Origin of the sequence: Dyella sp., from assembly GCF_051954575.1 — a bacterium.
Lineage (GTDB): Bacteria > Pseudomonadota > Gammaproteobacteria > Xanthomonadales > Rhodanobacteraceae > Dyella_B.
The window spans coordinates 16,389-43,304 of sequence record NZ_JBQCHP010000072.1; the positions used below are offsets into that span (position 1 = coordinate 16,389).

26 protein-coding genes are annotated in these 26,916 nt (G+C 63.4%); 6 read left to right on the plus strand and 20 right to left on the minus strand.

The window, feature by feature from the left end; translation table 11 throughout:
* Positions 1-106 precede the first annotated feature (106 nt).
* Positions 107-2,011, minus strand: a complete 1,905-nt coding sequence (locus tag ACTHNE_RS09595) for a M61 family metallopeptidase (RefSeq protein WP_440269143.1) — start codon at positions 2,009-2,011, stop codon at positions 107-109.
* 313 nt (positions 2,012-2,324) lie between these two features.
* Here ACTHNE_RS09595 and ACTHNE_RS09600 point away from each other — a divergent pair, with 313 nt between their 5' ends.
* The 4 genes from ACTHNE_RS09600 (at position 2,325) to ACTHNE_RS09615 (ending at position 6,514) form a co-directional block, all read left to right on the plus strand.
* The gene (locus tag ACTHNE_RS09600; protein WP_324947874.1) at positions 2,325-2,975 is read left to right on the plus strand and encodes an outer membrane protein; all 651 of its coding nucleotides are present in this window, start codon (positions 2,325-2,327) and stop codon (positions 2,973-2,975) included.
* A 517-nt stretch (positions 2,976-3,492) separates the two neighbouring features.
* Positions 3,493-5,358: a PKD domain-containing protein gene (locus tag ACTHNE_RS09605; RefSeq protein ID WP_440269144.1), complete on the plus strand. Its 1,866-nt coding sequence runs from the start codon at positions 3,493-3,495 to the stop codon at positions 5,356-5,358.
* A 205-nt stretch (positions 5,359-5,563) separates the two neighbouring features.
* A complete protein-coding gene (locus ACTHNE_RS09610) occupies positions 5,564-5,926 on the plus strand; it encodes a hypothetical protein (protein ID WP_324937447.1) in 363 nt (120 codons plus the stop codon).
* A gap of 225 nt (positions 5,927-6,151) precedes the next feature.
* Positions 6,152-6,514 (plus strand): hypothetical protein, encoded by a 363-nt coding sequence (locus tag ACTHNE_RS09615; RefSeq protein WP_324937449.1) that lies wholly within the window; start codon positions 6,152-6,154, stop codon positions 6,512-6,514.
* Positions 6,515-6,601: 87 nt separating this feature from the next.
* On the opposite strand, the gene ACTHNE_RS09620 is transcribed toward ACTHNE_RS09615, so the two are convergent.
* From ACTHNE_RS09620 to ACTHNE_RS09680, 13 genes are all read right to left on the minus strand, one after another.
* On the minus strand, positions 6,602-7,096 hold the full coding sequence (locus ACTHNE_RS09620) for a hypothetical protein (RefSeq protein WP_324937451.1): 495 nt from the start codon (positions 7,094-7,096) through the stop codon (positions 6,602-6,604).
* Positions 7,084-7,737 (minus strand): hypothetical protein, encoded by a 654-nt coding sequence (locus ACTHNE_RS09625; RefSeq protein ID WP_440269145.1) that lies wholly within the window; start codon positions 7,735-7,737, stop codon positions 7,084-7,086. Before ACTHNE_RS09625 ends, ACTHNE_RS09620 begins: the two co-directional genes overlap by 13 nt.
* Positions 7,738-7,766: 29 nt before the next feature.
* A complete protein-coding gene (locus ACTHNE_RS09630; protein WP_324937455.1) occupies positions 7,767-8,072 on the minus strand; it encodes an STAS domain-containing protein in 306 nt (101 codons plus the stop codon).
* Positions 8,073-8,083: 11 nt separating this feature from the next.
* Positions 8,084-9,265, minus strand: coding sequence for a methyl-accepting chemotaxis protein (locus ACTHNE_RS09635; RefSeq protein WP_440269146.1), 1,182 nt, complete (start codon positions 9,263-9,265; stop codon positions 8,084-8,086).
* 16 nt (positions 9,266-9,281) lie between these two features.
* Complete coding sequence (locus ACTHNE_RS09640) at positions 9,282-10,379, minus strand: protein-glutamate methylesterase/protein-glutamine glutaminase (protein WP_440269147.1); 1,098 nt, start codon at positions 10,377-10,379, stop codon at positions 9,282-9,284.
* A gap of 161 nt (positions 10,380-10,540) precedes the next feature.
* Positions 10,541-11,125, minus strand: coding sequence for a chemoreceptor glutamine deamidase CheD (gene cheD, locus ACTHNE_RS09645; protein WP_324937460.1), 585 nt, complete (start codon positions 11,123-11,125; stop codon positions 10,541-10,543).
* Between the two features lie 68 nt (positions 11,126-11,193).
* The gene (locus tag ACTHNE_RS09650) at positions 11,194-12,072 is read right to left on the minus strand and encodes a CheR family methyltransferase (RefSeq protein WP_324937462.1); all 879 of its coding nucleotides are present in this window, start codon (positions 12,070-12,072) and stop codon (positions 11,194-11,196) included.
* A 248-nt stretch (positions 12,073-12,320) separates the two neighbouring features.
* Positions 12,321-14,042, minus strand: coding sequence for a methyl-accepting chemotaxis protein (locus tag ACTHNE_RS09655; RefSeq protein ID WP_324937464.1), 1,722 nt, complete (start codon positions 14,040-14,042; stop codon positions 12,321-12,323).
* 13 nt (positions 14,043-14,055) lie between these two features.
* Positions 14,056-14,541: a chemotaxis protein CheW gene (locus tag ACTHNE_RS09660; RefSeq protein ID WP_324937467.1), complete on the minus strand. Its 486-nt coding sequence runs from the start codon at positions 14,539-14,541 to the stop codon at positions 14,056-14,058.
* A 337-nt stretch (positions 14,542-14,878) separates the two neighbouring features.
* Entirely contained in the window at positions 14,879-16,531 is a 1,653-nt protein-coding gene (locus ACTHNE_RS09665; RefSeq protein WP_440269148.1) for a methyl-accepting chemotaxis protein, read from the minus strand.
* 133 nt (positions 16,532-16,664) lie between these two features.
* The gene (locus ACTHNE_RS09670; RefSeq protein ID WP_440269149.1) at positions 16,665-18,650 is read right to left on the minus strand and encodes a chemotaxis protein CheA; all 1,986 of its coding nucleotides are present in this window, start codon (positions 18,648-18,650) and stop codon (positions 16,665-16,667) included.
* Between the two features lie 168 nt (positions 18,651-18,818).
* Entirely contained in the window at positions 18,819-19,181 is a 363-nt protein-coding gene (locus ACTHNE_RS09675) for a response regulator (protein WP_192675358.1), read from the minus strand.
* A gap of 14 nt (positions 19,182-19,195) precedes the next feature.
* A complete protein-coding gene (locus ACTHNE_RS09680) occupies positions 19,196-19,498 on the minus strand; it encodes an STAS domain-containing protein (RefSeq protein WP_324941275.1) in 303 nt (100 codons plus the stop codon).
* A 189-nt stretch (positions 19,499-19,687) separates the two neighbouring features.
* Here ACTHNE_RS09680 and fliK point away from each other — a divergent pair, with 189 nt between their 5' ends.
* The gene (gene fliK / locus ACTHNE_RS09685) at positions 19,688-20,818 is read left to right on the plus strand and encodes a flagellar hook-length control protein FliK (protein ID WP_324941279.1); all 1,131 of its coding nucleotides are present in this window, start codon (positions 19,688-19,690) and stop codon (positions 20,816-20,818) included.
* Positions 20,815-21,087, plus strand: a complete 273-nt coding sequence (locus tag ACTHNE_RS09690; RefSeq protein ID WP_324941282.1) for a flagellar biosynthesis protein — start codon at positions 20,815-20,817, stop codon at positions 21,085-21,087. The genes fliK and ACTHNE_RS09690 overlap by 4 nt, the downstream gene beginning before the upstream one ends.
* A 111-nt stretch (positions 21,088-21,198) precedes the next feature.
* Here the strand turns inward: ACTHNE_RS09690 and ACTHNE_RS09695 are convergent, their stop codons facing one another.
* From ACTHNE_RS09695 to ACTHNE_RS09720, 6 genes are all read right to left on the minus strand, one after another.
* Complete coding sequence (locus ACTHNE_RS09695; protein WP_324941284.1) at positions 21,199-21,792, minus strand: mobile mystery protein B; 594 nt, start codon at positions 21,790-21,792, stop codon at positions 21,199-21,201.
* Positions 21,793-21,798: 6 nt separating this feature from the next.
* The gene (locus ACTHNE_RS09700; protein ID WP_324941287.1) at positions 21,799-22,263 is read right to left on the minus strand and encodes a mobile mystery protein A; all 465 of its coding nucleotides are present in this window, start codon (positions 22,261-22,263) and stop codon (positions 21,799-21,801) included.
* Positions 22,264-22,412: 149 nt separating this feature from the next.
* Entirely contained in the window at positions 22,413-22,889 is a 477-nt protein-coding gene (locus ACTHNE_RS09705; RefSeq protein ID WP_440269150.1) for a chemotaxis protein CheW, read from the minus strand.
* Positions 22,890-22,896: 7 nt separating this feature from the next.
* Positions 22,897-23,973, minus strand: coding sequence for a flagellar motor protein MotD (motD, locus tag ACTHNE_RS09710; RefSeq protein ID WP_440269151.1), 1,077 nt, complete (start codon positions 23,971-23,973; stop codon positions 22,897-22,899).
* Complete coding sequence (locus ACTHNE_RS09715; protein ID WP_324941296.1) at positions 23,970-24,710, minus strand: flagellar motor protein; 741 nt, start codon at positions 24,708-24,710, stop codon at positions 23,970-23,972. The genes motD and ACTHNE_RS09715 overlap by 4 nt, the downstream gene beginning before the upstream one ends.
* Positions 24,711-24,843: 133 nt before the next feature.
* Positions 24,844-26,790: a chemotaxis protein CheW gene (locus ACTHNE_RS09720; protein ID WP_440269152.1), complete on the minus strand. Its 1,947-nt coding sequence runs from the start codon at positions 26,788-26,790 to the stop codon at positions 24,844-24,846.
* Positions 26,791-26,916 lie beyond the last annotated feature (126 nt).

Sequence of the window (26,916 nt, forward strand, 5' to 3'; positions counted from 1 at the left end):
GAGGTGGGTGGGGATGCCCATCGGCTCGATAGGTTTCCGTGAAATGGCGGACTTCACCCCACCCCAATCCTCCCCTACTGCACGTAGGGGAGGGAGCAGATTGCGCTTACTTCGCCTTGATCAGCTGGCTCAAGGTATCCGGCTTGCTGGTGTCGCGTTCCAGGTGCGGATACTTCAGGCCGCCGTGGTAGTCGATGCGCACGGTCTTGTACTCATCGAAATTCTTCACCAGCAGTTCCACCGGCTGGTTGCTGTCCTTCGCCGAGGCGGTGACTGCCTCCTTGATCGCATCCGGATCGTAGCTGCGGCCGTTGACGGCGACGATGGTCATGCCTGGGGAGACACCGGCCTTGAAGGCGGGGCTGTCCCATAGCACGTCGTTGATCGCGCCTTCCTTGCCGATGGACAGGCCGAGCGAATACATCAGGTCGGCGGTGTGGCGGAAAGATTCGACCGCCTTGATCGCGTCGGAAGGCTTGTCGGTGTAGACCAGCTTCCAGCCATGCGCTTCAACGCCGCCGATCAGCGGACCATGGCCGTCCAGGCGCGTGCGCAGGTAGCTCTTCCAGTCATACGGCGCGATGCCGTTGAGCGTGTTGACCACGTCTTCGAAGGTGTAGGGATCGACATCCCACGCGCCGGGATTCACACCGAAGAAGGCTTTGGCGAAATCGTCGATGCTCTTCTTGCCGCCGCTGAGTGCGCGCAGCTTGGCGTCCACGTCCAGCCAGATCATCTGGCCGGCAGAGTAGTAATCCTCGCTGGCTTGGTAGTTGCGGTACGGCAGAGGTCGGCGCTGGGCGATGGTGGGATCGTTGGTGGTGTCTTGCACGTTGCGCCAGCTCGCCAGGCCCGGACGGCCCTTGTCGTAGGTGGCGGCGACGGCGGCAAGCATGTCCTTGAACTGGTTGTCGGTCCACAGGCCGGAACGCGCGGCCACTACTTCGCCCCAGAACTGCGTCTGGCCTTCGTACACCCACAGCAGCGAATCGCCCATCGGCACGTTGAAGTTCGGCGTGGCCAGATCCGCACCGCGGCGATACTTGCCGTCCCATGAGTGGTTGAATTCATGCGAGAGCAAGTCGCGCATCACCCAGCTCTTTTCCCACTCGGTGAAGTAGCCGGGCGGCGTGCCGTTTTCGCTGGAACGATGATGCTCCAGGCCGTTGCCGCTCATCTTCTCGCTGAGCGAGAGCAAAAAATCGTAGTGATTGTAGTGATGCGCGCCGTACAGCTTGTACATCTGCTGCACCAGCTGCTGGTGGATCTTGATCTGCTCGGGCTTGATGTCCAGATACTTCGGATCGTCCGCTACGATGTTCAGGTGCACCGGCGTGCTTGCGCCGGGATCAAGATCGATGCGCTTGTAGTACTTGCCGGCATAGATCGGCGAGTCGACCAGATCGTCGTAGTTGATCGATTTGAAATGCACGGCCTCGCCATCCTGCGAGGCGACTTCCAGCGCGGAACCGAACTTCCAGCCGACCGGCAGCTTCACGCTCGGGTCGGTCTGGATCTGGCGCGCGTAGTAGCCGGCGGGATAGACGGTGACGGCGTTCCACTGCAGGTTGAGCATTTCCGGGGTCATCACCACGCGACCCTGGCGGGTGTCCTGCGGCGAGAGGAACTGGAAATCCACTTCCACCGAGGTGGCGCCCTGCGGCACGTCGACGTTGAAGGCGTACACGTTGTATTGGTCGCGCGTCCACGGCAACGTCTGGCCATTGGCCTTCACCACCAAGCCGGCGAACTGGCTGATCGGGCCGGTAGGCGAGTGATGGCCGGGAATCCATTCCGGGTACAGCAGCGTCAGCGGGCCGGCCGCCGACACCGGGATTGTTTCGTGTACCCGGAACACGCGATGCGCCAGATCGGTGGCGTCCACATCAATCTTCAGCGCACCGGCGCTGTAGGGAGCGTTCTGTGGCGCCGGCACGTCGGCATGAACGGCCAGGGCGGTGCATCCGAGCACGGTGGCGAGGATGGCGGCGGCAAGCGGGGTGTGTTTCAAGGGGGTCTCCTGGTGCGGCGAAACCGCCAACATGAACGTGAAGGCGGTGTAAGGCCACGATGCTAGCCATGTGCGCGCGCGCCGCTCCCCTGCCAGAGGTCACGCGCCGCCTTGCAGTGCCTGGAATTGCCGCCACGCACGGCCGCGCCCGGCACAAAGACAAAACTGAATCGCAAGGGCTGGGCCAATCCCCTGGCAAAGTTCGGTTCAGGACGGTTGTTACAATCTTGTTACGTCGCGTATCCCCGCGCGACCCCGCGCCGCGACTTCCCCATCGCGGCGCCGGGCCAATAAAAAAGAGATGGAGTCCTCCATGAATAAGCTAGCCCTCTCGGCCGCTGTGGCCGCTCTTGCCCTGTCCCCCGTGCTGAGCCAGGCCGCCGCCCCTGCGGATGACGCCAGCACCGCCACCTACGGCGCCAACGTCAATCCCAACTGGCAAGACAATTTCTTCGTTGCCGGCCAACTCGGCCAGACCCAGGCCCGCACCAGCCTGCTCGACCACAACAACAGCGTGTTCCAGAACGTCCGCTTCGGCTGGCGCTGGAACGGCATCGTGGGTCCGGAAGTCGGCTATGTGTATCTGGGCCGCCCCAAGACCGACGTGTTCGGCGACGGCAGCACCTCGTTCTCCGCCAAGCCGCGTGCGCTGACGGTCGGCGTCAACGCCAAGTACAACGTGTACGAGAACTGGTTCGTCACCGCGCATGCCGGTTACCTGCGCTCGAAGACCAAGCTCGATCTGGTGTCGGGTGATGTCGGCGCCAACTACACCACCTACAACAACGGCCTGTATGCGGGTCTGGGCGTTGGCTATGACCTGACCAAGAACTTCAGCGTCGGCGTCAACTACGACAACTACCGCATCAATACCGGCAACAGCACCAGCGTCGATCACGTCGGCATCGGCCGCAACCGCGTGAACGTGGCGGCGTATTCGGCGTCGGTGGAATACCGCTTCTGACAAACGCCAACGCGTCGATGCAAGCAACAACAAAAACCCCCAGGCAACCTGGGGGTTTTTTGTTTTTTTCGAAGCACGTTTCACCGGCGCTGCAAATCATGAGCGAGATGAGCGAGCGAAGACCATCGACCACACATCATTTGGATCGATTAACTGTGATGTGACGCGTGACACCTCTGTGAACACTTAAGAATATTTCTGGGTATACGTTTTCATACACACATCGATCATTGCAATCGAAATTTGCTTCCACTACGTTGCCGCGGTTCGTCGTGGGGAAAGGATCGTTTTTTGGCGAACGACTTTGTCACGGATATAGGTCGAACGCTTCGGCTTATAAGCAAGCATCGCTGACGTGCGCCCGTATGGATCGGGGGAGGGTAATGTCCGGCATGCGACAAAGCCTCGTTTTTTAGATCGGAGCAAAGCAAACCAGTCCCGCTTCAGCGGTAGTGCTGTGGCCTGAAAGCCGCAGGGCGGGTTTTTCTGTTCTCTTCTTTCTTAAATGGGGTAGCAAATGTCCGACTACATGAAGCTCGGCCTGCTCAAAGCAGCAGCCGTTTCGAGCTTGTTTGTGCTCGCCGCAAGTGCAGCTTTCGCTGCCGGCGATCCTGCGCCACAAGCAAGCACGCCGCAGATAAGCAATCCCTACTCGCCAGCTTATGCGCATCCTTACCGGCATGGCGTGGTACCGACGCTGGAGCGGCACGCGAAGATGAAGGCGTACCTGCAACAGATCGGTGCAGCCACGGGCCCGGAGACCTTGTCCTTCGGCGGCGGCATCGATGGCATCGGCGTCACCAGCGGCACGCCCAAGGTGTACCTGGTGTTTTACGGCACCCAATGGGGCACGCAGGGCACGGATGGAAACGGCAATGTCACCTTGTCCAACGATCCCAGCGGTGCTGCGCCCTACCTGCAGAAACTTTTCAAAGGGCTGGGTACCGGCGGCGAACTGTGGTCTGGCACGATGACGCAATACTGCGACGGCTCGTCGGTGGCTTCGGGTGCAACCTCCTGTCCTTCCGGCGCGCCCTTGATCGGCTATCCCACCGGCGGCGCGCTGGCCGGCGTGTGGTACGACAACACGCAAGCTTCGCCTTCGGCGGCCACGGCCGCGCAACTGGCACAGGAGGCGATCAATGCCGCGGCGCATTTCGGCAACACCACCGCCGCTTCGAACCGCTATGTCCAATACGTAATCATCTCGCCCACCGGAACCAATCCCGACAACTGGCTGACTGGCGGCTTCTGCGCCTGGCACGATTACAACAAAGATGCCGGCGTGAGCTCTCCCTACGGCGATATCGCCTTTACCAACCTGCCGTATGTCTCTGACCAGGGCAGCAGTTGCGGCGCAGGCTTCGTCAACGCCGGCAACAATGACGATGGGTTCTCCATCGTCGAAGGCCACGAGTACGCCGAAACCATCACCGACCAGAACCCTGCCGGCGGTTGGACCAACACCACCGGCTCGAGCTACAACGGCCAGGAAAATGGTGACGAATGCGCCTGGATCAGTTCCGGCCAGGGCGCCTCGGCCAATGTGAGCATGGGCACGGGCAGCTTTGCGATGCAAAGTACGTGGTCCAATGACACCAACCGCTGCGATATCTCTCACACCATCGTCAGCGGCGGCGGCAGTGGCGGCGGTACGCCCACGGCCAATTTCAGCTGTTCGGCCAGCGGCCTCAGCCTGAGCTGCACGGATAGCTCCACCGACAGCGGCGGCACGATCAATTCATGGTCGTGGACCTTCGGCGACGGCGGCACCTCCACCGCGCAGAACCCGACGCACACGTATGCCGCCAACGGCACCTACAGCGTGACCGAAACAGTGAAAGACAGCGCCAGCGGCAAGACCAGCTCGCTGACCAAGTCCTATGCCGTAAGCAGCGGTGGCGGTTCCAGCCAGTTGCTTGTCAACCCAGGTTTTGAAAGCGGGTCCAGCCCGTGGTCGATGACATCGGGCGTGTACTGCACCAACAGCAGTTGCTCGGGCGAAACCGCGCATAACGGCGCCGGCTTCGCATGGCTGGACGGTTATGGCAGCAGCCATACCGATACGGTGTCGCAGAGCGTGTCCATTCCCTCGGGCAAGTCCAGCGCAACCTTGCAGTTCTATCTGCATATCGACACGTCCGAGACCACCACCACGACCGCGTATGACACCTTGAAGGTGCAGGTGCTCAGCAGCAGCGGCACGGTGCTGGCCACGCTGGCGACGTTCTCCAACCTCAACGCCGCATCGGGCTATCAGGTACACAGTTACAACATGACGCCGTACATCGGCAAGACCGTCACGGTGAAATTCACCGGCACGGAAGACACCTCGCTGCAGACGTCCTTCGTGCTGGATGATGTCAACTTGAACGTGCAGTAGGCGCTACGCATCAGGTGCACGAATGACGGTTCCCTCCCCTGCATGCAGGGGAGGGAACCGATCGCGGCAAGCTGAGGTTCGACGCTGCAAGTGAAGCGCCATCTGCCGGCATCATTGCCAAGCCCTAAAGTTTGTTCCGCCCAGGCCGATAGTCCTTATCTGGCTGCTCTTCGCAGCATATTTCCCCTCCCCGTAAGGACTGATCATGAAAACCGTACTCGCCGCGGCCTTGTTGCTGGCCGCACCTATCGCCGCTCATGCCGCCTGCTCCGCCACCGATTTTGCGATCCAGGACGTCAAAGTCGCTTCGGTAGGCACCGGTGTCGCCACGCGCCTTAGCGTGAAAGGCAAACTGGTGAACAACTGCGCATCGCCTGCCGCCGCCCAGGTTCGCCTGGATGCGAAGGACGGTTCCGGCAATGTGCTCGCTTCCAAGGTGGGCTGGCCTGCCGGCACCACCAATGTCAGCCCCGGCCAGTCGGTGGATTTCGATCTGGGTCGCCTGCTGCATTACCAGTCGGACATGCAGAGCTACTCGCTCAGCGTGGTCGACGTGAAAGCCTGGTAAGCCTTTTTCAAGCATCGATATTGCGTGTGAACCTGCCGACGGTGCTAGCCCACACCGTCGGCTTTTTTTTGCTTGTTCGCAAGCCGGGATAATCTTCTGGACATTACCGTGCGTGCATGTATTGCAATGCCCGGATCGTCACCACCGCTAAAGTTCGCCCCGTTCGGGCCGATAGTCCTTACAAGCCGGTTTTTCCTAGTCACCTGGCCCTGTAAGGACTGACCCATGAAAATCCTACTCGCCGCTACTGTTTTGCTGGTCGCACCCATCACGGCCCACGCCGCCTGCGCCGCCACCGATTTCGCGATCCAGGACGTCAAGGTCGCCGCCGTCGGCACCGGTATCGCCACGCGCCTGAGCGTGAAAGGCAAGCTGGTCAACAACTGCACATCCGCGGCTGCCGCGCAGATCCGCCTGGATGCGAAGGACGGCTCCGGCAACGTGCTCGCCTCCAAGATGGGCTGGCCTGCCGGCACCACCAACATCAGCCCCGGTCAATCGGTGGATTTCGACCTGGGCCGCCTGCTGCATTACCAGTCGGACATGCAGAGCTACTCGCTCAGCGTGGTCGATGTGAAAGCCTGGTAAGCCTTTTTTCAAGCATCGATATTGCGTGTGAACCTGCCGACGGTGCTAGCCCACACCGTCGGCTTTTTTTTAAAAGCCTGCAGCCGGCTACTTCGGTGGCTTCGTGGACTTGAGCACCCAGAAGCGAACCCTGCTGAATTTCGGCCCCGCCCAGGCGTCCCACACCGTCTTGTCGCCATCGCTCTTGGCGCCCGGCCAGTTTCCCAGCGCACGCGACATCGAACGAGCATACAGTCCATGCGAGCGCATGATCAGCGTCTTGCCGCCGGACGAGTACGCGTAGCCGCCGGAATCTTTCACATCACCCGGATACACCACAAGCACGTGTCCGTTGGGATGGTCCTCGCTGCCGCCGACCACCAGCGCTCCTGCCTTGGCGAGGTCGGCCATTTTGCGACTGTCGCTGGCATCCAGCTCTTCCCAGTCATTGCTGCGCGCCAGAAATTTCACCAGATCGTTGGCGACCATGTAGGGCTGACCCGGCACATAGCCCTGAATCGCATGCCAGACGAAATTGCTGCAGGAGTGCAGCGAATCAGGCATGTTGTAAGCGGCTTCCAGAACAGTCTTCAATTCCGGCATGTCATATCGTCCTTGGTGTATTCGTCGGTAGCGTTCTGCGCGATGTAGGCATGTTGCGCAGGCATCCAGCGCAACACGGGCAAGTCATAATCTCCACCCATCGCAGGGTTGCTGACATGTACGTGGATTTCGCCCGGCATGGCGTCCGTCGATGATCCATAACGCAAGCTCAAGGTGCGCGGCTCGTCGAACGGAAATAGTTCCGGCAAACGCGCCAGGCAATGGCCATCGGCGTCAACAAGCTGCGGGCGCGGAAAATTCGGCCAGGTTTTTTCGCTGGGGTGATCATCCAGATAGGGTTGCGCGAATATCGTCAGCAGCCACAGCCTGGGAGGCGTTTTTGCCGATGCCAGCGGACATGCCCTGACATAAGGCTTATAGCTATCCCATGTTGCCGCCAGCGGTCCGTGGTAACCCGCTTGGGATGGCGGCGCGCACTGCGCCTGGGACAACGTATGGAAGGAGGATGGCGCCGGATGGGGAGATGCCAGGGCGCATGCCGTCAAAGCCGCGCCCCACACGGCCAGGCTTCCCTTCATTACCGTTGATCTTACAAACTGCCAGCACATGCCATGGTCCTTCACGTTATGCAGGCCTACAACTTTATCCGATAACCCCTCTCCCTGCGCAAGACCATGCATCAGGGCACGCGCCGATGCGCCGCGTCACATCAGTGCAACGTAAACAACTTGTCGAACCCCGCCACGCGCAGCGTGCCGCGCAAGGCGCTGTTGGCATTGACGATACGGATCTCCGCGCGATCGCCGCCGGCGTGTTCGCGCAGCAGCAGCAGCATGCCCAGCGCGGAGCTGTCCATGCTTTCCACTTCGCCCAGGTCGATCACGTAGCTGCGCGATGGCTTGCGTTCGCCCAGGCACGCATCGTGGAAACGGCGGTGCACGCTGAAATCGAAATGCTGGCCCAGTTGCAGGGTCAGGCAATCCTGCTCGGTGTCGTGTTGTACGTTGAGGCTCATGACGGCGTTCCTTAGAAGAGTTCGATCTCGCCGGCATCCATGCTGTTCTGCAAGGCCGGACCGCGCGAGCGGATGCGGGCCTTTTCGCGCTGCAGCGCCAGGCGCTCGCGGACGCGTTCGGAATGCTGGCGCAATACCTGTGCATCGAATACTTCGCAGGCCAGCGTCTCGATGTCGCGCGTGGTGTCGGCGGCAATGCCTTGCAGCTCGACCAGTCGCACGCGCGTCTGGTTGAGCAGCTGGCTCAGGATGTCTTCGAATTGCAGCGAGCGAATGGTGGTGGATACGTCGTTGCCGAGGCCGCGGTTGATTTCCACCACCTGGTCGGCCACCGCGCTGGTGCGCGCATCGCTTTCGGTGACGTGCGCCATCATGGCGTCGATGTCGCCCTTGGCGGAAAGCGCCACGTTCAAGTCCTGCGAGGCCAGTTCGCCGACCAGGCCGCGCACCTGCTCCATCGCGATGCGCGCGCGCTCGACGTGGCTGCCGATCTGTTCGTTGAACTGGTTGGAATGGCTGGCGAGATTACGGATTTCACCCGCCACCACCGCAAAGCCGCGGCCGGCCTCGCCCGCACGCGCCGCTTCGATCGCGGCGTTGAGCGCCAGCAGATTGGTTTCCTCGGCGATGGTGTTGACGTTCTTCAGCAAGGCGAACACCGCATCCATTTCCTTCGACATGCCGTCGATGCGATAGACGATGCGCAGGCTCTCGCGCGACAGCTGCACGATCAGGCCCACGAAATGCTCCAGCAGATCGCCGGTGCGCGCCGCGAAATCCTGCACGGACACGCCGCCGTTCTGCACGTCGATGATCTGCTTCAGCAGCGACTGCTGCATGCCGGTCTTCTGCGACAGGCCGTCGAAGCCACCGCCCAGTTCGGACACCGCATCGCGCAGCAGGTCCAGCGCCTGATGCAGCTCGCGCGAGGCGTGGCCGAGCTCGTCGACCAGTGCGCCGCGGATGTCTTCGAGTGCTTCGCGCACCGGCGCGTGGTCGGGCTCGGGCGCCACTTCCACCACGGTGGCGGCGGACAGGCGGCGGCATTCGAAGATCCACACGGCGCACAGCGCGGTGATCAGCACGGGCGCCAGCCACATCGGATCCCAGACCAGGCACAGCAGCAAGGCAACGAGGCTCGCGGCGATGCCGATGAACGGGCGTGGCGCGGAGGTGGGCAGGATAGCGGACATAAGCGATTCCGATACGTCAGGATGCGGCGCGACGTGCGCCGGCAATGGGTTGATGCGCGAGCACCAGCAGGCGCGCGGCAATGTCTTCGAGCGGCAGTTTTTCGTCGGCGGCGCCAAGCTTCCACGCGGCACCGGGCATGCCCCACACCACCGAACTCGCTTCGTCCTGCACCAGCGTCGGCGCGCCGCTCTCGCGCATTTCCAGCAAACCACGCGCGCCGTCATCACCCATGCCGGTCAGCAATGCGCCGATGGCGGCGGCGCCGATGCTGGCGGCGGTAGAACGGAACAGCACGTCCACGCTCGGCTTATGGCGATTCACTTGCGGACCGTCGTGCAGGCGGCAGACATGCTTGGCGCCATCCCACATCACCAGCAGATGCTCGCCGCCGGGTGCGATGTACGCATGGCCTGGCTGGATCGGCTGGCCATCGCGCGCTTCGCACACGCGCATGGCCGAGCAGTGGTTCATGCGCGCAGCGAACGGGCCGCTGAAAGCGGCGGGAATATGCTGCGTGATCACGATCGGCGGTGCATCCGGCGGCATCGCCTCGAGCACCACGCGAATCGCTTCGGTGCCGCCGGTGGACGCGCCGATCGCGATGATGCGCTGGCTGCCGCGCGTGCCGGGCGATTGCGAGCGCGGCAACACGGCGTCGGCGGAGAGCCGCGGCGCCACCTCGACCTTCTGCACCTGCGTGTAGGGCCGCGGGCGCGTGCGTGCGGCAAGTTTCACCTTGGCGCAGATCTCCTGCGCGCTTTCGGCAAAGCAATTGGCCAGGTCGCTGGACGGCTTGGTGAAGAAATCCACCGCGCCGATTTCCAGCGCGCGCAAGGTCACTTCCGCGCCGCGTTCGGTCAGCGAGGACACCATCACCACCGGCATCGGGCGCAGGCGCATCAGGTTTTCGAGAAAGGTCAGCCCGTCCATGCGCGGCATTTCCACGTCCAGCGTAAGCACGTCCGGATTGAGCTGTTTGATCTTTTCGCGCGCAATCAGCGGATCGGCGGCCGCGCCGACCACCTCGATGCCCGGATCAGAATCGAGCATGGCCGACAGGAGCTTGCGCACCAGGGCGGAATCATCGACGACCAGGACACGAACTTTTTCCATTACCGCTTTCTCGCTGTGTGCTTCGTTAGTCTTTCCCCTCCCTCTGCATGCAGGGGGAGGCCGGGAGGGGTGAGCTCTTGCTCTCAAACAGCCAGGCGAAGAGCCTGACCCCACCCCGGCCCTCCCCTGCATGCAGGGGAGGCAGTCAGAAGTGGAGTTCTCTAAAACAGCTCCACCTCACCCTTTATCGGATCGTTCGCCAAACGCTTGAGGTAGCGCTGCTCGTTGGCCGCCAATTCCGCGTCGCGCTGGCTGCGCAGTTGCCTTACGCGAACCCTTCCGCTGGACGGGAAATACTGCAACTGGCGCGGATAGATGTCGCCCACGTCCGCCGCCACCACCGGCAGGCCTTCGGTTTCCAGATAGCGTTTGACGAAGGCGATGTTGCGCTGGCCCACGTCGGTCATCTGGGTCAGCACGCGGCCGCCGCCGAAGATCTTCACGGTCAGCGATTCACGCCTGCCGCCGGCCTTCAGCACGGCGTTGATCAGCTGCTCCATGGCGTCGCTGCCGTAGCGCGCCGCGCGGCCCACGGCGACCGACCAATCGTTGCGTTCGCCGCTCATCGGCTCGGGCAACATGAAATGATTCATGCCGCCGATGCCGCGATCGTTATCGCGAATGCAGGCCGATACGCACGAGCCGAGCACGGTGGAGATCATTTCCTCCTGCGCGCTCACGTAGAACTCGCCAGGCAGGACCTTCACCGTCATGCAGTTGTGGGTGGGATCCCAGAATCGGCGCATGTGCTCGAACCCGGGCAGGACGGGCGCGTTGACGTTCGGTGCAACGGCGAGGCCTCGCACGGGGGCGGTCATGACACGCGCTTCCGGTAGACGGTGCGGCCGACCAGGTCGAACGCATCGCTCAAGCCGTGCATCGATTCGGAATGGCCCAGGAACAGATAGCCGCCCGGTACCAGCAGCCCCGCGTAGCGTTCGAACAGACGCTGCTTGGTCGGCTTGTCGAAATAGATCACCACATTGCGGCAGAAAATGGCGTCGAACGGCCCGCGCATCGGCCAGTCGTGCAGCAGGTTGAGCGGCTGGATGGTGACCAGCTCGCGCAGACGCTGATGCACGCAGGCGTAGCCTTCGTACTGGCCTTCGCCGCGCAGGAACCAGCGGCGGCGGCGTTCGGTGCTGACACCTTCCATGCGATCGAGCGCGTACATGCCTGCTTGCGCGTGTTCCAATGCCTGTGGCGAAAGATCGGTGGCGAGAATGCGCGCATCGACATGGCTGCCGGTGCGCTCCAGCGCTTCGGCCAATACCATCGCCAGCGCGTAAGGCTCTTCGCCTGTCGCGCAGCCGGCCGACCAGATGCGCAGCCGGCCGCCGTGCTTCTTTTCTTCCAGCCAGCGCGGCAGCAATTGCTCCACCAGCAGGTCGTAGTGATGCATTTCGCGGAAAAACGCCGTGACATTGGTACTGATCGCGCTGGCCAGCTCGCCCAGTTCGGCATCCGGATCCTTGCGCAAGAGCTCGCAATAGCTGGCGAATTCCTTCAGGCCCAGCGCGCGCAGCCGGCGCAGCAGGCGGCCTTGTACGAGCTGGCGTTTTTGTTCGCTCAGCGCGATGCCGCAATGCCGGTAGACAAAATCGCGCAGGAACTGGAACTCCGCATCGCCGAGCAGCGGGCCACCGCCGTTTGCGACGACCGCGCCGAAATTCGAAACAGCTGCCGTCGTCATATGTGCGACTCCTTCCGTCCGGTCGTGTGCGATGTAGCGATCGCGTGGCGAAAAATGGCTTGGCTACCCAGTGTCACGACGTTTACCTCGTATCGTTATGAGAGCGAATGGCTTCGCTCCTGCATCCGTCGCGCATGCGGTCGCGCAGCGTCGATGCCCTTCCCCCTTCGGCTGCGCATCCAGGCAGCCATCACCAAGCGCGTGCCGCTTCATGCGCTCCCTGCGTGACAGGGAGCGCATGGGTCATCTCAGAATTCCTTCCACACGTCGCTGTCGGCCGTTGCCGGCACGCTGCGGCGCGGCGCAGCCGGCGGCGCGGACTGGCGCACGGCGGCGAACACCGCTTCGGTTTCGGCCAGAATCTCGGCTGCCTTCGGCTTGGACGTCACGGACGCTGCCGCTTCCTCGCCCAGGCGGAAGAAGTTCACCTGGCGCGACAACTCGCCTGCCTGCTCGTGCATGGCGCGTGCGGCGGCGGAGGCTTCTTCCACCAGCGCGGCGTTTTGCTGGGTCATTTCATCCATCTGCGACACGGCGTGGTTCACCTGGTCGATGCCGGCCGATTGTTCCTGGCTGGCGGCTGCGATCTCGGCCACGATATCGGTGACCTTCTTCACGCTGTCGACGATGTCGGCCAGCGCCTTGCCCGATTGATCGACCAGTTCGGAACCCGCGCGCACCTTGTCGGCGCTATCGTTGATGAGCAGCTTGATTTCCTTCGCCGCACCCGCGCTGCGTTGCGCAAGGTTGCGCACTTCGGTGGCGACCACGGCGAAGCCGCGGCCCTGCTCGCCCGCACGCGCCGCTTCCACCGCGGCGTTCAGCGCCAGCAGGTTGGTCTGGAAGGCGATTTCGTCGATCAGGCTGACGATGTCGGAAATCTTGCGGCTGGATGAGTTGATCTCGCGCATGGCGGTTACCGCCTGCGCCACCACTTCGCCGCCGCGCTCGGCCTGTTCGCGCGCACCGCGGGCGAGCTGGTTGGCATGGCTGGCGTTTTCGGCGTTCTGCTTCACGGTGGAAGTCATTTCCTCCATCGACGAGGCGGTTTCTTCCAGGCTCGATGCCTGTTCCTGCGTGCGCTGGCTGAGGTCGTCGTTGCCGCGTGCGATCTGCTGCGCGGCAGTGCTCACGGCATCGGAGCCATTGCGCACTTCGGCGACGATATCCACCAGGCGCTGGTCCATCGTGCCCAGCGCGGTGAGCAGCTTCGCCAACTCGTCGTTACCTTTCACTTCGATCGTATGGCCCAGCTTGCCGCCGGCAATTTCGTTGGCGACCTTCATGGCGTAGTTGAGCGCATGCGAGATCGAGCGGATCAACAGCGTGGAACGCAGCAGTGCGAACAACAGGCCGGCGAGCAGCGCGATGATGGTGATCAAGCGGATGCGCGCGTAGTTCTTCACCTGGCTCTCGAAGATCTGCGCCGCTTCGGCGCGCTGCGCCTCGACCAGCTTGGACATCGAATCCTGGCGCTGCATCAACAGCGGACGCAACTCCATTTCGACCAGGTCGGACGCACCCGGATCGGCCTGCTTGATGGCATCGAGCACGTCCTGCTTGGCCTGCTCGTAGTCCTTGTCGGTGGAGTGCCAGTCTTTATTGGCTGCGGCCACCGCAGGACTCAGCGGCAGCTTGGCGAAGCGGTCCTTGTAGTCGTTCATTTCCTTCTGATAGCGCTCGTACTCCGCCATCTTCTGCTTCACTTGGTCAGGCTTGCCGACCAGCGCGGCCGCCTCGCTCATGGTGAGGAAGGACTTCAGCGAATCGCTGCGCACCACATCCAGGTATTGCGAGGGCACCAGTTCGGATTCGTAGATGTGCTGGGTGCCGGCGTTCTGCTGCGCCATGGAGTACAGCCCGATCGCCGCACCGGCGAGCAGCATCACGCCGAGCAGGCCAACCAGCATGATCAGCCGTGCTCGCACCGTGAGCGATGTGAACTTGAATGTAGGGAAACGCAATTTCATCAGATTTATTCCTTCAGGCTACGGCTTTCACATTGCCGACTGCATCGAGGGCGGCGTCGAGCATCTGCGCGTCCTGCGGTTGCAACAGCTTGTCTGCGTCGAGCAGCAACACCATGCGGTCGCTGACCGAGGTCAATCCTTTCAGGTATTCGGTATCCACCGTGGTGCCCATGTCGGGCACGGGACGGATCGCGTCGCCGGCCACGTCGAGCACGTCGGATACGGCATCCACCACCACGCCGAACTGGCGGCCGGCCACGGTGATGATCACGGTGACGGTGGTGGCGTTGTAGTCCTCGCGGCTGAGGCCGAAGCGCAGGCGCAGGTCGATTACCGGGACGATCGCGCCGCGCAGGTTCAGCACGCCCAGCACGTAGTGCGGCGACTGCGGAATACGCGTCACCGGCGTCCAGCCGCGGATTTCGCGCACGGCCAGAATGTCGATGCCGTATTCCTCGTGCGCGAGGTTCACGGTGAGGTATTGCGCTTGGTCTGACATGTTCGCCTCGTCGTGGGAGCAGCCAAGTGGTGCCCCGGTACGAGAGAGAGATCGGCGGACGGGAGGAAAACTTGAGGTGCAACGGAGGGAGAAGTGGGATGCGGAAGGGCGTCAAAAGCTTGGCTTGGCGCCATTTGGCTGGCGCTGGCGGGCAGGCCGGAATATCCAAGCTACGGGGATCCGCTCCCTCCCCTGCGAAGTGGGGGAGGGTCGGGGTGGGGTGAAGCAATCTCGCGATGAACTCAAGTGATACGACAGGCTCGTACAACCCCACCCCAGCCCTCCCCTACTTCGCAGGGGAGGGAGCACGTCGTGGCGAGATTGAGGAACGCGGCACTTATTCACCCACCGCAGCAAACACACTCGCCGCCAAAGCCGGCTTGCGTACCACCGCCGCATCCCTTGCGGGCGCCTGCGCACCACCGCGCACCCGGAAAAACCCCATCTGCGCATGCAACCGGTCCGCCTGTTCCTGCATGGCGCGGGCGGCCGCGGCGGCCTCCTCGACCAGGGCGGCATTCTGCTGGGTGGCTTCGTCCATCTGCATCACCGCGCGGTTCACCTGCTCGATGCCGCCGGCCTGCTCCTGGCTGGCCGCGGCGATCTCATCGACGATGTCGACCACTTTTTTCACGCTGCCGATGATGCCGGCCAGAGCTTTGCCCGATTCGTCGACCAGCTGCGAGCCGGCCTGCACCTTCTCCACGCTGTCGCCGATCAAGGTCTTGATTTCCTTGGCGGCGCGCGCGCTGCGCTGGGCCAGGTTGCGCACTTCGTCGGCGACCACCGCGAAACCGCGGCCGTGCTCGCCGGCGTGCGCCGCTTCCACCGCGGCGTTCAAGGCCAGCAGGTTGGTCTGGAAGGCGATCTCGTCGATCAAGCCAACGATGTCGGAAATCTGCGCGCTGGCCTGCTGGATGCCCTGCATGGCGGTGCTGGCACGCGAAGCGACGTCGCCGCCACGTTCGGCCTGCACGCGCATGGCCACGGCCAGCTGGCTGGCGTGCTGAGCGTTGTCTGCGCTCTGTTTCACGGTGGAGGTCATTTCCTCCATCGAGGCGGCGGTCTCTTCCAGGCTGGAGGCCTGCTCCTGCGTGCGGTAGCTGAGATCGTCGTTGCCGCGCGCGATCTGCTGCGCAGCCGAGGTGACCGTCTGCGCGCTCTGCTGCACTTCGCCGACCACCTCGGTGAGCTTGCCGCGCATGCGGCCCAGCGCATCGAGCAGGCTGCCGGGCGCCGCCACCAAGGCGTCGTCGCTGCGCAGGTCGCCATCGGCGATGCGCGAGGCCAGCGCCAGCGCCATGCTCGGTTCGCCACCGATGCTGCGGCGGATGCTGCGCATGGACTCCCCCACCACCAGCAATACCAGCAAGGCGACCAGGCTTGCGCGCAGCAGCCTGCGTTTCAGCATCTGCACGAACTGCGCGTCGATATCGACGAAGTAGGCGCCCGCCGCCACGTGCAGGTCCCATGGCTTGTAGTAAGCGGTGTAAGTCATCTTGTGCTTGTCGCCCTGACTGCCGGGCATCGGCCACATGTATTCGGTCAGGCCGTGCCCATCGCGCTGATCCGCGGCAAGCATCTGGCGATAGAGGAATTTGCCGGTGGAATCATGGTCATCGCGAATGCTCTTGCCGTCCCGGTTGGGCATGATCGGATGCATGTGCATGATCAGATTGGAATCGAACACGTACACGTAGCCGGTGCCGTCGTTCCAGCGCAGTACGGAGACTGCCTCCATCGCGCGGCGCTGTGCTTCGCTTTCGTTGAATTCGCCCTTCGCGGCGCGCATGCGGTAGCTGTCGATCAACGAGGTGGCGGTGGCGACTTCATCGCTCAGTGCGCGCTCGCGCGCCTGCATCAGCAGGGATCGTCCATCCATGCACGTCATCACGGTAAGGACCACCAACCCGGTTATGACCACGGCGATGACCAGCCACACCCGCGCCGAAAGGCTGAGGCGTTCGAGCGTTTTCAATGGGGACTTCATGACGACGAACCTTCAATGACATGGGAAGACGGGGCGCACGGCCCCACCGCACTCCATGCACGGCCTCGCGCGACTTCGTATGCGCGAGATTTGGACATGCGCAGCTTCCCTCCCAAGCTGCGCAACTTTTTTGCTAGGCCGCCCGGCGTCGCGACTGCAGGCGGATCAATCCGGCCACGTCGACGATCAGGGCGACCGAACCGTCGGCCAGGATGGTCGCGCCGGAGATGCCGTCCACGCGCCGGTAATTGGCTTCCAGCGATTTCACCACCGCTTGTTGCTGCCCGACCAGTTCGTCGACGAACAGGCCGATCTGCGTGCCGTCCGCCTCGACCACGATCACCAGGCCGTCTTCGATGTTCTGGCGCGCATTGGCGCAACCGAACTGCTGGTGCAGGCGCACGATCGGACGGTATTCGCCACGGAAGCGGAACAGTTCGCCGCCGCCGGTGACGCTGCGCACTGCATCGGCGCGCAACTGGACCGATTCCACGATCGACACCAGCGGCACGATGTAGCACTCGCCGCCGACCGCCGCACGCAGGCCGTCGATGATCGCCAGCGTCAACGGCAACGTGATGGTGAAGGTGGTGCCCTGCCCCGCGCGGCTCTTGATGGCGACGTTGCCACCCAGGTCCACCACGTTGCGGCGAACCACGTCCATGCCCACGCCGCGGCCGGAGAGATCAGTGGTGACCGCCGCGGTCGAGAAACCGGGCTGAAAGATCAGCTCGCCGACCGCTTCGTCGCTCAGGTTCTCGCCGCTGGAAATCAAACCTTTCTGCACCGCCTTGGCGACGATCGCGTCGCGGTTGAGTCCCGCGCCGTCATCGGAAATTTCCACCACGATGGAACCACCGCGATGGAAGGCTTCCAGGCGCAGCGTGCCCACATCGCCCTTGCCGGCGGCGCGACGCTTGTCCGGCGTTTCCAGGCCATGGTCGATCGCGTTGCGCACCAGGTGCACCAGCGGATCGCCGATTTTTTCCAACACCGTCTTGTCCAGTTCGGTGTGCTCGCCGACCAGATCCAGCTTTACCTGCTTGCCCAGCTTCTGGCTGAGATCGCGCACCAGGCGCGGGAAGCGGTTGAACACCGAACCGATCGGCAGCATGCGGATGCCCATCACGCTTTCCTGCAAGGCGCGCGTGTGGCGCGCCAGTTGGGCCAGGCCGTGTTGCAGCATGGCCAGGCGCGAGGGATCGAATTCCTCGCGGAACTGATCGAGCATCGCCTGCGTGATCACCAGTTCGCCGACCAGGTCGATCAGGCCGTCGATCTTGTCGATCGCCACGCGCACGGAACCGGCATCGTTGCTGCTGGCTGCCGCGCTGCGTGAAGTGCCTGCCGCCGCGCCCGCATTCGTGGCCGGCGCCGCCACGGCTTCGACCACGGGTGCGGGCGGTGGCGCGGCGGCAACGAGCGGCTCGATGCTGAGATCGCATTCGTCTTCGACCCATTCGAACACCGCCGCGATGGCCTCGCGCGTGACCGCACCGGTCAGTTCGAGGCGCCAGCCCAGGTGGCATTCGGAAGGGTCGAGCGCGTCCAGCGTGGGCACACGATCCCACTGTGCCTCGACGACCAGCTGACCGAGCGCAGCCAGTTCACGCAACAGACGCAACGGGTCGTTGCCGCCGGCCAACATGCCAGCGTGGGGACGGAAGTGAATGATCCAGCCGCTGGATGCGGCCGGTTTTGCCGCAGCCTTGTTCGCGGTTGCAGGAACGCTGTTGCCCGCCGCCGCCGCAAGCTGCTGCTTGAGGTTTTCGCTATCGGCATCGGCCAGCGGCTGGCCGTTCTGCGCGCGGTCGAACATGCCGCGCAGGCAGTCCACCGTATGCAGCATCAATTCGATGATCGGCTTGTCGATCGCACGGCGGCCGTCGCGCACCTGGTCCAGCAGCGATTCGGCTTCATGCGTGAGCGCCGCCATGTCGGGAAAACCGAACGTGGCCGAACCACCCTTGATCGAGTGCGCGGCGCGGAAAATGCTGTGCACCAGCTCCGCGTCGCCACCCTCGTCGAGCGCCAGCAGCGCCGATTCCATGGCGTCGAGTCCTTCGAGGCTTTCCTCGAAGAAAACTTTGTGGAATTGGGCGATGTTGATGCTGCTCATAAGAAAGAAACCCCGGAGATACGCAATCTCACCCGCCGTCATTCCCGCGAAGGCGGGAATCCATGTCCGCCTTTCGCCTCAGAGCAAATGGATTCCCGCTTTCGCGGGAATGACGTCAGGAAATAGTGGCGGCGCGGTCAAGACCTCGACCGTGACACCCGACGCTGCTCAACCAAGCACCCGCTTGACCGTCGCCAGCAACTGCTCCGGATCGAACGGCTTCACCAGCCAGCCGGTCGCGCCCGCCGCCTTGCCTTCCATCTTCTTGTCCGTATTGGATTCGGTGGTCAGCATCAGGATCGGCACGCCCTTGTATTCGGCGCGTGTGCGCAGTTCGCGCACCATGCTGATGCCGTCCATCACCGGCATGTTGACGTCGGCCAGCACCAAGTCGAACTTCGACGAGGACGCCGTATCCAGCGCCATCTGTCCGTTCTCCGCCTCGCTCACCTCGTAGCCCGCGCTACGCAGGGTGAAGGCCACCATGCCGCGCATCGATGCCGAATCGTCCACCGCAAGAATCTTTGCCATCTTCCACCTCAAGTTCAGGCCGGCTTCTTGGCCGGCAATGCCAATGCTTCCATCAGACCCAACTGGCCGGCCGCGTCGTACAACGGCACGCTCGCGCCCGCCCATTGCACGTGCCGCTCGCGCTTCTTCGCTTCGTGCTGGAACACCACCAGCAACTGCAGCGCGGCCGTGTCGATGCGATCCACCGCGGCGCCATCCAGCACGATCTGCGATGAGCCCAGCGCGCCCTTCAGTTGCGTGTGCAGTTCGCCGACATCGGCGATGCGGCAGTCGGCCGGCATGCTCACCCGCGTTTCGTGTTTGCTCTTGGCGCCCATGGCAGCTACCTCGCTGGGTTGGTCTGTATGGGCTTTATCGGCGCAGCAGGGGGCAGCTTTAGGGTTTTGTAGGTTGGGGTTCGCACCCCAAACCTACGGCCTAAAGTTCTATGCCGACGCGCCGATACCCACCTTCAAAGGCCCACGAACCGTGCCCAAACCCGCACGCCGCCGGCCAAGGAGCCACGCGTGATCATCCAGCCAACCAGCCTCGCCGCACTGACCTGGCTCGGTGCAGCAGCAGGTGCCAGTTCCGAGGGCTGGCGCATTGGCAACGTGCTGTCCGCGCGGCCGCTCGGCGTCAACGAACAGGGCTTGCTGGTGCTGCAGGTGGGCGCGCTGACGGTGGAAACCGAGGCGCCGGGCACCAAGCTGCCGCCGCAATTCCAGGTGCGCGTGCTCAGTGTGGGCGCGCAGCCGCAACTGGAAGTGCTGAGCGCCACCGCCCCGCTCGACAGCACCGTGCATCAAGCCCTGCGCGAACGCCTGCCGCAGCAGAACGGTTACGCGCCGCTGCTGGCCACGGTGACGGCGCTGTCGCAGTGGTCGGTCGCCAAGCAATTGCCACCCTATTTGCGGTCCGCACTGGCCTTGCTCGAGCACAGCATGAGCACGCCGCGCGAACTGGCCACGACCGAAGGCTTGCGCCAGGCGGTGAACCGCAGCGGACTGTTTCTGGAAGCGCAACTGGCCCAGGCGCCCACCAACGATGCCACCGTCGTGCAAGATGACATGAAGGGTGCGCTGCTGCGCCTGATGACGATCCTGCAAGGCCAGGCCACGCTCAGCGAAAGCAGCGGCGACGAAGTCGATCCACCCCTGCTCTATCGCGGTGTGACCCCGCAAGGACGCCTGCCGCTGCCGCCGGAATTGGCCACTACCAGCGACGCCACCGAGCTGCTGCCGCGTCTCAATACCGACGTGCAGGCGGCGCTCGCGCGGCTGGAAGTGGCGCAGTTGCAGGCCAATCCCAACCACTGGATCGTAGAGATTCCCGTGCAGCATGCGGAGGGCGCCGACGTGCTGCAGATCTCGCTCAAGCACGAACCGGAAGCCGAACGCGATTGGACGATGGGCTTTTCGCTCGACCTGCCATCGCTCGGCCCCATCGTCGGTGAACTGCAATTGCGCGGTTTGCGTCTGTCGGTGCGTTTATGGGCGCAGCTGCGGGAAACGGTGGATCGGCTCGAAGGACAGTTCGCGGATTTGCGCCAACGCCTGGACACCACCGGCTTGTTTCTCGATCAATTGAGCGTGCAGTTCGGATTGCCGCAAGCCGGCAACGGCATGAGCGCCGTGTTCCTGAAGGCCACCGTATGACCACGCCCGCATTGCCCGCGCCACAGCGCAAGGTGGTATTGCGCCTGCCCAATGGCGGCGACGCGAATCACCTATCCACCGGCGCCGCGGCGCACGATGTGGAGAACCTGTTTCGTCATGCGCATGCGTTGGGCCTGCCCTTGCATCACGATCCGCAGATCGCGGCATTGCTGGTGTCGCTGCGCATGAGTGCGGATGTGCCGCCATTGCTGTATGCCGCGGCGGCGGCGGTGTTGGCGAGTATTTATGAGGCTTCGAGCAAGGCGTGACGGCGTGCGGCGTGCCAGCCAAGGTTGATGTGACCCGGCCATGTCGCCTCGAACCGTTGGGTTACGCTGCGCTAACCCAGCCTACGCGAGATCAGCGAATCGTCGGGAATATCACGATCGCGCAAAGGCGAGCAGCGCGGCAAGGTCATGGCCGTCGGCCTTTCGTAAGCCATCGACGTATCGAGCCCGCACGTCGCTGGCGCTGAGCAAGTTCGTTCTTCCCCAGGTGAATCGGGGTTCGCCCAGGCTTACCACAAGGCGATCGGCGAGCAGGCGTGATAAGCGGCCATTGCCATTCGGAAATGGATGAATCCACACCAAGCGATGATGAAATCGCACGGCGAGTTCGTCCGCCGGGTAGGTACGATGTTCCAGCCAATAGCGAACGTTGTCGATGAATACGCGCATTTCCGGGTGAATGCGGTAGTAGTCCACGCCGATGTTGCGATCGCTCCGGTGATACTTGCCGGCCCAATCCCAGACATCCCCATACATCCGTTTGTGGACTTGGCAAATGAATGCCTGGTCGACAATGTCCGGCGCGGCGAGGCGTCGTGCGAACAGCCACCTTTCCGCCTTCAGGATGTTTTCCTGTTCCTCGCGATTCAACTCGGAACGGTAGGTGATGTACGCCGGCTTGAGGCCTTTGCGTTCCTCCGGGCTCAGCTCGGTCTGCCCGTCATCCGCATCGAAGAGGTCGATCATCGCTACTTATCGCCACAGCTTGCGGTAGTCGACCTCGTTCTCGATGTAGTCCTGCAGAAACTCCTCGCGAACCATGCCGTGCAGGGACTGGTTTTCCAGCAGCATGCTGTGCTCGACCGGCTTGAGTTGTTCGGCGGCGACCTTCCTCGCCTGCTCCTGCACGATTTCCTCCAGCGACGTGTTGGGTACCAGTGCATAGACCAGCGTGCAATGCATCGCCTCGGCGGCTTTGCGTAGCGTCGCCAGCCGGATCGAACCATTGATTTCGGAAGCCTCCAGCCCGCTCAAGGTTGCCTGGGTGACGCCCATGCGCCGGCCAAGCTGTTCGGCAGTCATGCCCAGCGATTGCCGGATCGCGCGAATCCACCCCTGGTTTGGACGCGCCAATTTCTGGCGCAGGCCGGAACCGTCGCCAAGGCGAGCATCCAGGTTTTTGCGGGCCTTGATGTGAGCGGGAGTGGCAGTTTTCATAGCTTGCAGCCTATATCGTTGCGCAAAAAATATAGGTTATAAACTATAAAAACTCAAATCGAAATAGGCTATAACCTATTTGTGGCGCCGCTTATCATAGGCTGTAGCCTATGGAGCGCGCTCGCCCGGCCATGAAGCCAACGGCTGGCCTACGCCGCTTCCTTGCCAGCCCGATCCAAGCGGCACAGCTTGGCCACATCCAGCAAGGCGACAAAACCACCGTGCCACCCCATCACCGCTTGTACGGGATCGTCCGCCCGGCCCGAGCGGGCGGGCGGCAGTTCGATTGCTTCGGGCCTGGGTTGCAGCAGGTCGCCGACGGCGTCCACGCGCACGCCCACGCGATGGGTTTCATGCATGCAGACGACGATGCGCGCGGCCGAAGGGTCGCTTGCAACAGAAGTATTCAGGCCGAGCCGTCGACGTCCGTCCATCACCGGCACGATGTTGCCACGCAGATGGCAGATGCCAAGCAGGTCATCAGCGGCGCCGGGCACTGGTGTCGGCGCGCCATCGCGGATGACCTCGCTCACGCGGCTGAGCAGCACGGCGTAGTGCTGGCCGTCGAGCTGGAACGACAGCCACGGTTCGCGTGCGATCGCTTCGAAGTTGGGCACCAGGCTCATCGTACTTTTATCCCTTGCTGTCCGGCGTGGTCGCGCGCGGAGCCGCCGGCGTGGTGATCAGCGATGCGACCGGGGTGATGATTTGCGGCGACGGCAATGCAGCGGGCGGCGTTACGACCAGCGGCGGCGTTGACACGGGCGCGCTCGGCTGCGCGGCAACGGCGGTTGGCGCCGGCGCGGTGGATTGTTCATCCGTCGTGTCGCTCTGCGCGTCTGCGGTCTGGTTGATCTGCGCGCTGTTGGTGTAGAAACGGCGCGGCGCAGCCTTGTCGCTCAGCACCACCACCAGCACGCGGCGATTCCTGTTGCGGCCTTCTTCGCTGGCGTTGTCGGACGCGGGCCGGTATTGGCCCCAGCCGACAATGCCCAGCCGCTCCGGCTCCACGCCGTGTTCGGCGAACAGGCGCGCCACGCTTGCCGCGCGCGCGGCGGAGAGTTCCCAGTTGGACGGATAGACGGCCGTATTGATCGGTACGTCGTCGGTGTAGCCTTCCACGCGCAGCGGATTGGCGAATGGCGCCAGGATGTCGCCCAGGCTGGTCAGCACCTGCGTTGCCGACGGCGACAAAGTTGCCACGCCGCTTGGGAACAGGATGTCGGTGCGGATTTCGATTTCCAGCCAGGTCGGCGTGCGGCGCACCACCACCAGGTTCTTGTCGATCAGCGGCTGCAGCGCGCGTTCCACTTGGTTGCGGATGCGCTCCAGGTTCTGCTGTTCGTCGCTGAGCTTGGTCTTGTTCTGGTCCGACGGCGTGCCCGGCGTGGTGTTCGGCGTGGCGATGTGCTGGGTCAGCACCGGCAGCAGGATCTGCGCCAACGGCGTGCGCGGAATCGGCGCCGGCTTGTTGGTGGGCACCGGCACGCTCGATTGCGGCGGATTGGGCGTCAGCGGCTGGATCACCGCACGCGAGCCGTTGAAGGCCGACGAAATCGCCTGCGCCAGCGCGCGGTACTTGGTGGTGTTGACGCTGGACATCGCGTACAGCACCACGAACAACGCCAGCAGCAAGGTAAGCAGATCCGCATACGGAATCACCCACGCTTCGTGATTGGCGTGCTCCTCGTGCTTGTGCCGGCGCCTCATACCAGGTAGCCCTGCAGCTTGCTTTCGATCTGCCGCGGGTTGTCGCCCTCGGCGATCGAGATCAACCCTTCGATCAGGATCTCACGCACCTGCGTCTGCTTGGTGATCAGCCCCTTCAGGCGCGCACCGATCGGCAGCAACAGCAGGTTGGCCAGGCTGATGCCGTAGATGGTGGCGACGAACGCTGCCGCGATGCCGTGGCCGAGCTTGGCCGGATCGGTAAGATCGCGCATCACCGCCATCAGGCCCAGCACCGCGCCGATGATGCCCATGGTCGGCGAATAGATGCCGCCTTGTTCGTACACTTTCGCGGCGTGCAGATCGGCCTGCTCGCGCGTTTCCACTTCCAGCTCCAGCACGCTGCGGATCGCTTCGGGCTCGCTGCCGTCCACCAGCAATTGCAGGCCTTTTTTCACCAGCGGATCGTCTTCCGCATCGATGTGCGGCTCCAGGCCGAGCAGGCCCTGGCGGCGCGAGATTTCGCTCCAGCCGATTACGCGGCTGATCAAATCGGAAGGATGCAGTTGCGGCGGCTTGTACACCATCTTCAGCATGCCCAGCGCGCGCTTCAGCACCTTGCCCTGCGTGTGCAGCAGCAAGGCGGAGATAGTGCCGATGAACACGATCACGAACGCGGCCGGATTCCACAGCGCGGAGACGTCGGTGCCCTTGAGGATCGCACCGACGATCAGCACGACGAAGGCGAGGATGGTGCCGGCGATGCTTATGACGTCCATATCGCTGCTCTCGATGGGTATGTTCTCGATGGGTATGTGTAGGTTGGGGTGCAAACCCCAACGTGGCAGCGCACACACATGGCGATGTTGGGGTTCGCACCCCAACCTACGCGGACGTGCTCGAAGATAGCCGTCATGCCGACACCTTCAACGAGGGCAACAACGCTCCCCCTTCCTGCGACAACGCAGCAAGATCCAGCACCAGCGCAAGTCGCCCGTCGCCGGTGACGGTGGCGCCGGCCACGCCGGGCACGCCTTCGAACAGCGGTCCCAGCGGTTTCACCATGACGTCTTCGCGGCCGATCACCTCGTGCACCAGGCAACCCAGGTGCATGTGGCCAACGTGCAACACCACCACGTTGCGTCCGCCCGCTCCGCCGGCGCCGGCCCAATCGGCCAGGTCGCCCAGCACCAGTGCGCGTCCGCGATGCGCGGCGACGCGGCGACCGTCGAGCATGTGGTCGTGCTGGGGCTGCAGTTCGAACACTTCGCTGACATTGCCCAGCGGCAGCGCGAACAGGCGATCGCCCACGCGCACCATCAGTACGCGCAGGATGGCGAGCGTCAGCGGCACAGTGAGCTCCAGCGTGCTGCCCGAACCCAACCGCGAATGCACTTGCAGCGTGCCGCCGAGTTCGGCGACGCGCGTCTTCACCACGTCCATGCCGACGCCGCGGCCGGAGATATCGGAAATCTGCGCGGCCGTGCTGAAGCCGGGGCGGAAGATCAACTCATAACATTCGACTTCGGACAGGCGCGCGGCCTGCGCCGCATCGATCACGCCCTTCTCCACCGCCTTGCGGCGAAGCACGTCCGGATCCATGCCGCGACCATCGTCGCTGACCGAGATCACGATGCGCTCGCCGCGCTGGCTGGCCGAAAGCTTGACCTTGCCCTTGCGCGGCTTGCCGGCCCGTTCGCGGCCGGCCGGATCTTCCAGGCCGTGATCGACCGCGTTGCGCAACAGGTGAATCAGCGGATCGGCCAAGGCTTCGACCAGGCTGCGATCCAGATCGGTGTCTTCGCCTTCGGTGATCAGTTCGATGTCTTTGCCGAGCTGGCGCGCAAGATCGCGCACGATGCGTGGAAAGCGCTGGAACAGGCGACCTACCGGCTGCATGCGCATGCCGAGCACGGCGTTTTGCAGATCGTCGGATACGCGATCCAGGTCGCCCGCCATTGCCGCCAGCGATTCGTTGTCGCTGCGCGAGGCCAGGCTCAGCAGGCGATTGCGCAGCAGCACCAGTTCGCCGGCGCGGCTGACCAGTGCGTCCAGGCGCGTAGTGTCGACGCGCACGGTCGTTTCGGCAGCCGGTTTGGCGGCTGCGCTTGCACGCGGCTCTGCGGCGGCGGCCACCGGCGCTGCCGCAACGGGAGCGGGTGCTGGCGCAGGCGCTGCGACCTGGCCTGGCGCGCCGCCGTGGCCATGCAGGCTGTCCAGCAATGCTTCGAATTCGTCGTCGCTGATGTCTTTCTTTTCGACCACCTCGGGCTTGGCGCCGGGTGCGGCACCTTTGCCGTGCAAGGTGTCGAGCAGGCTTTCGAATTCGTCTTCGTTGATTTCGTTGGAGACGTGCTTGGATGCGCCCGGTGCACCGCCTTGCCCGTACAAGGTGTCGAGCAAGGCTTCGAATTCCGCTTCGATCGGATCGGCCGAACGCGCCGGCTTGGCGGTCGCATCGACGCCCGCGACCGTTTCCACCGCGGGCTGCAGACGCGCGAGCAAAGCCTGCGGCGGCGGCGACATCGCCGCACCGCTGGCCAGCGCCGCCATCATGCCGTTGAGCAGATCGAGCGCTTCGAGCAACGCATCCATATGCGCGGAGTTCAGCACCAGCTTGCCATTGCGCGCATCGTTGAGCAGTTCTTCCGCGCAATGGCACAACTGCACCATCGGCTCGATGCCGAGAAAGCCGGCGCCGCCCTTCACGGTGTGGAACACGCGAAACACCGCGTTGAGCAACTCGCGATCGTGCGGCGAGGCTTCCAGCTCGATCAGCTGTTCGCCCAGGCGCTGCACCAGCTCCCCGGCTTCCACCAGGAAATCGTCGCGCAGCTCGCTGTCGAGGTTGGCGTCCATCAACATGGTTCCTTGATGGGCCCGCGGCTCTTTGTGGCAACGCGTACGCTCTCCTGGCCGTCATTCCCGCGAAAGCGGGAATCCATGTCGCTCTGATGCAACGAGCAAAGGTGGATTCCCGCTTTC

Coding starts and splice junctions, on each gene's coding strand:
- ACTHNE_RS09600 (WP_324947874.1), top strand. CDS start 2,325: ATGAATAAGCTAGCCCTCTCGGCCGCTGTGGCCGCTCTTGCCCTGTCC.
- ACTHNE_RS09605 (WP_440269144.1), top strand. CDS start 3,493: ATGTCCGACTACATGAAGCTCGGCCTGCTCAAAGCAGCAGCCGTTTCG.
- ACTHNE_RS09610 (WP_324937447.1), top strand. CDS start 5,564: ATGAAAACCGTACTCGCCGCGGCCTTGTTGCTGGCCGCACCTATCGCC.
- ACTHNE_RS09615 (WP_324937449.1), top strand. CDS start 6,152: ATGAAAATCCTACTCGCCGCTACTGTTTTGCTGGTCGCACCCATCACG.
- ACTHNE_RS09620 (WP_324937451.1), bottom strand. CDS start 7,096: ATGCCGGAATTGAAGACTGTTCTGGAAGCCGCTTACAACATGCCTGAT.
- ACTHNE_RS09625 (WP_440269145.1), bottom strand. CDS start 7,737: ATGCATGGTCTTGCGCAGGGAGAGGGGTTATCGGATAAAGTTGTAGGC.
- ACTHNE_RS09630 (WP_324937455.1), bottom strand. CDS start 8,072: ATGAGCCTCAACGTACAACACGACACCGAGCAGGATTGCCTGACCCTG.
- ACTHNE_RS09635 (WP_440269146.1), bottom strand. CDS start 9,265: ATGTCCGCTATCCTGCCCACCTCCGCGCCACGCCCGTTCATCGGCATC.
- ACTHNE_RS09640 (WP_440269147.1), bottom strand. CDS start 10,379: ATGGAAAAAGTTCGTGTCCTGGTCGTCGATGATTCCGCCCTGGTGCGC.
- cheD (WP_324937460.1), bottom strand. CDS start 11,125: ATGCGCCGATTCTGGGATCCCACCCACAACTGCATGACGGTGAAGGTC.
- ACTHNE_RS09650 (WP_324937462.1), bottom strand. CDS start 12,072: ATGACGACGGCAGCTGTTTCGAATTTCGGCGCGGTCGTCGCAAACGGC.
- ACTHNE_RS09655 (WP_324937464.1), bottom strand. CDS start 14,042: ATGAAATTGCGTTTCCCTACATTCAAGTTCACATCGCTCACGGTGCGA.
- ACTHNE_RS09660 (WP_324937467.1), bottom strand. CDS start 14,541: ATGTCAGACCAAGCGCAATACCTCACCGTGAACCTCGCGCACGAGGAA.
- ACTHNE_RS09665 (WP_440269148.1), bottom strand. CDS start 16,531: ATGAAGTCCCCATTGAAAACGCTCGAACGCCTCAGCCTTTCGGCGCGG.
- ACTHNE_RS09670 (WP_440269149.1), bottom strand. CDS start 18,650: ATGAGCAGCATCAACATCGCCCAATTCCACAAAGTTTTCTTCGAGGAA.
- ACTHNE_RS09675 (WP_192675358.1), bottom strand. CDS start 19,181: ATGGCAAAGATTCTTGCGGTGGACGATTCGGCATCGATGCGCGGCATG.
- ACTHNE_RS09680 (WP_324941275.1), bottom strand. CDS start 19,498: ATGGGCGCCAAGAGCAAACACGAAACGCGGGTGAGCATGCCGGCCGAC.
- ACTHNE_RS09690 (WP_324941282.1), top strand. CDS start 20,815: ATGACCACGCCCGCATTGCCCGCGCCACAGCGCAAGGTGGTATTGCGC.
- ACTHNE_RS09695 (WP_324941284.1), bottom strand. CDS start 21,792: ATGATCGACCTCTTCGATGCGGATGACGGGCAGACCGAGCTGAGCCCG.
- ACTHNE_RS09700 (WP_324941287.1), bottom strand. CDS start 22,263: ATGAAAACTGCCACTCCCGCTCACATCAAGGCCCGCAAAAACCTGGAT.
- ACTHNE_RS09705 (WP_440269150.1), bottom strand. CDS start 22,889: ATGAGCCTGGTGCCCAACTTCGAAGCGATCGCACGCGAACCGTGGCTG.
- motD (WP_440269151.1), bottom strand. CDS start 23,973: ATGAGGCGCCGGCACAAGCACGAGGAGCACGCCAATCACGAAGCGTGG.
- ACTHNE_RS09715 (WP_324941296.1), bottom strand. CDS start 24,710: ATGGACGTCATAAGCATCGCCGGCACCATCCTCGCCTTCGTCGTGCTG.
- ACTHNE_RS09720 (WP_440269152.1), bottom strand. CDS start 26,790: ATGGACGCCAACCTCGACAGCGAGCTGCGCGACGATTTCCTGGTGGAA.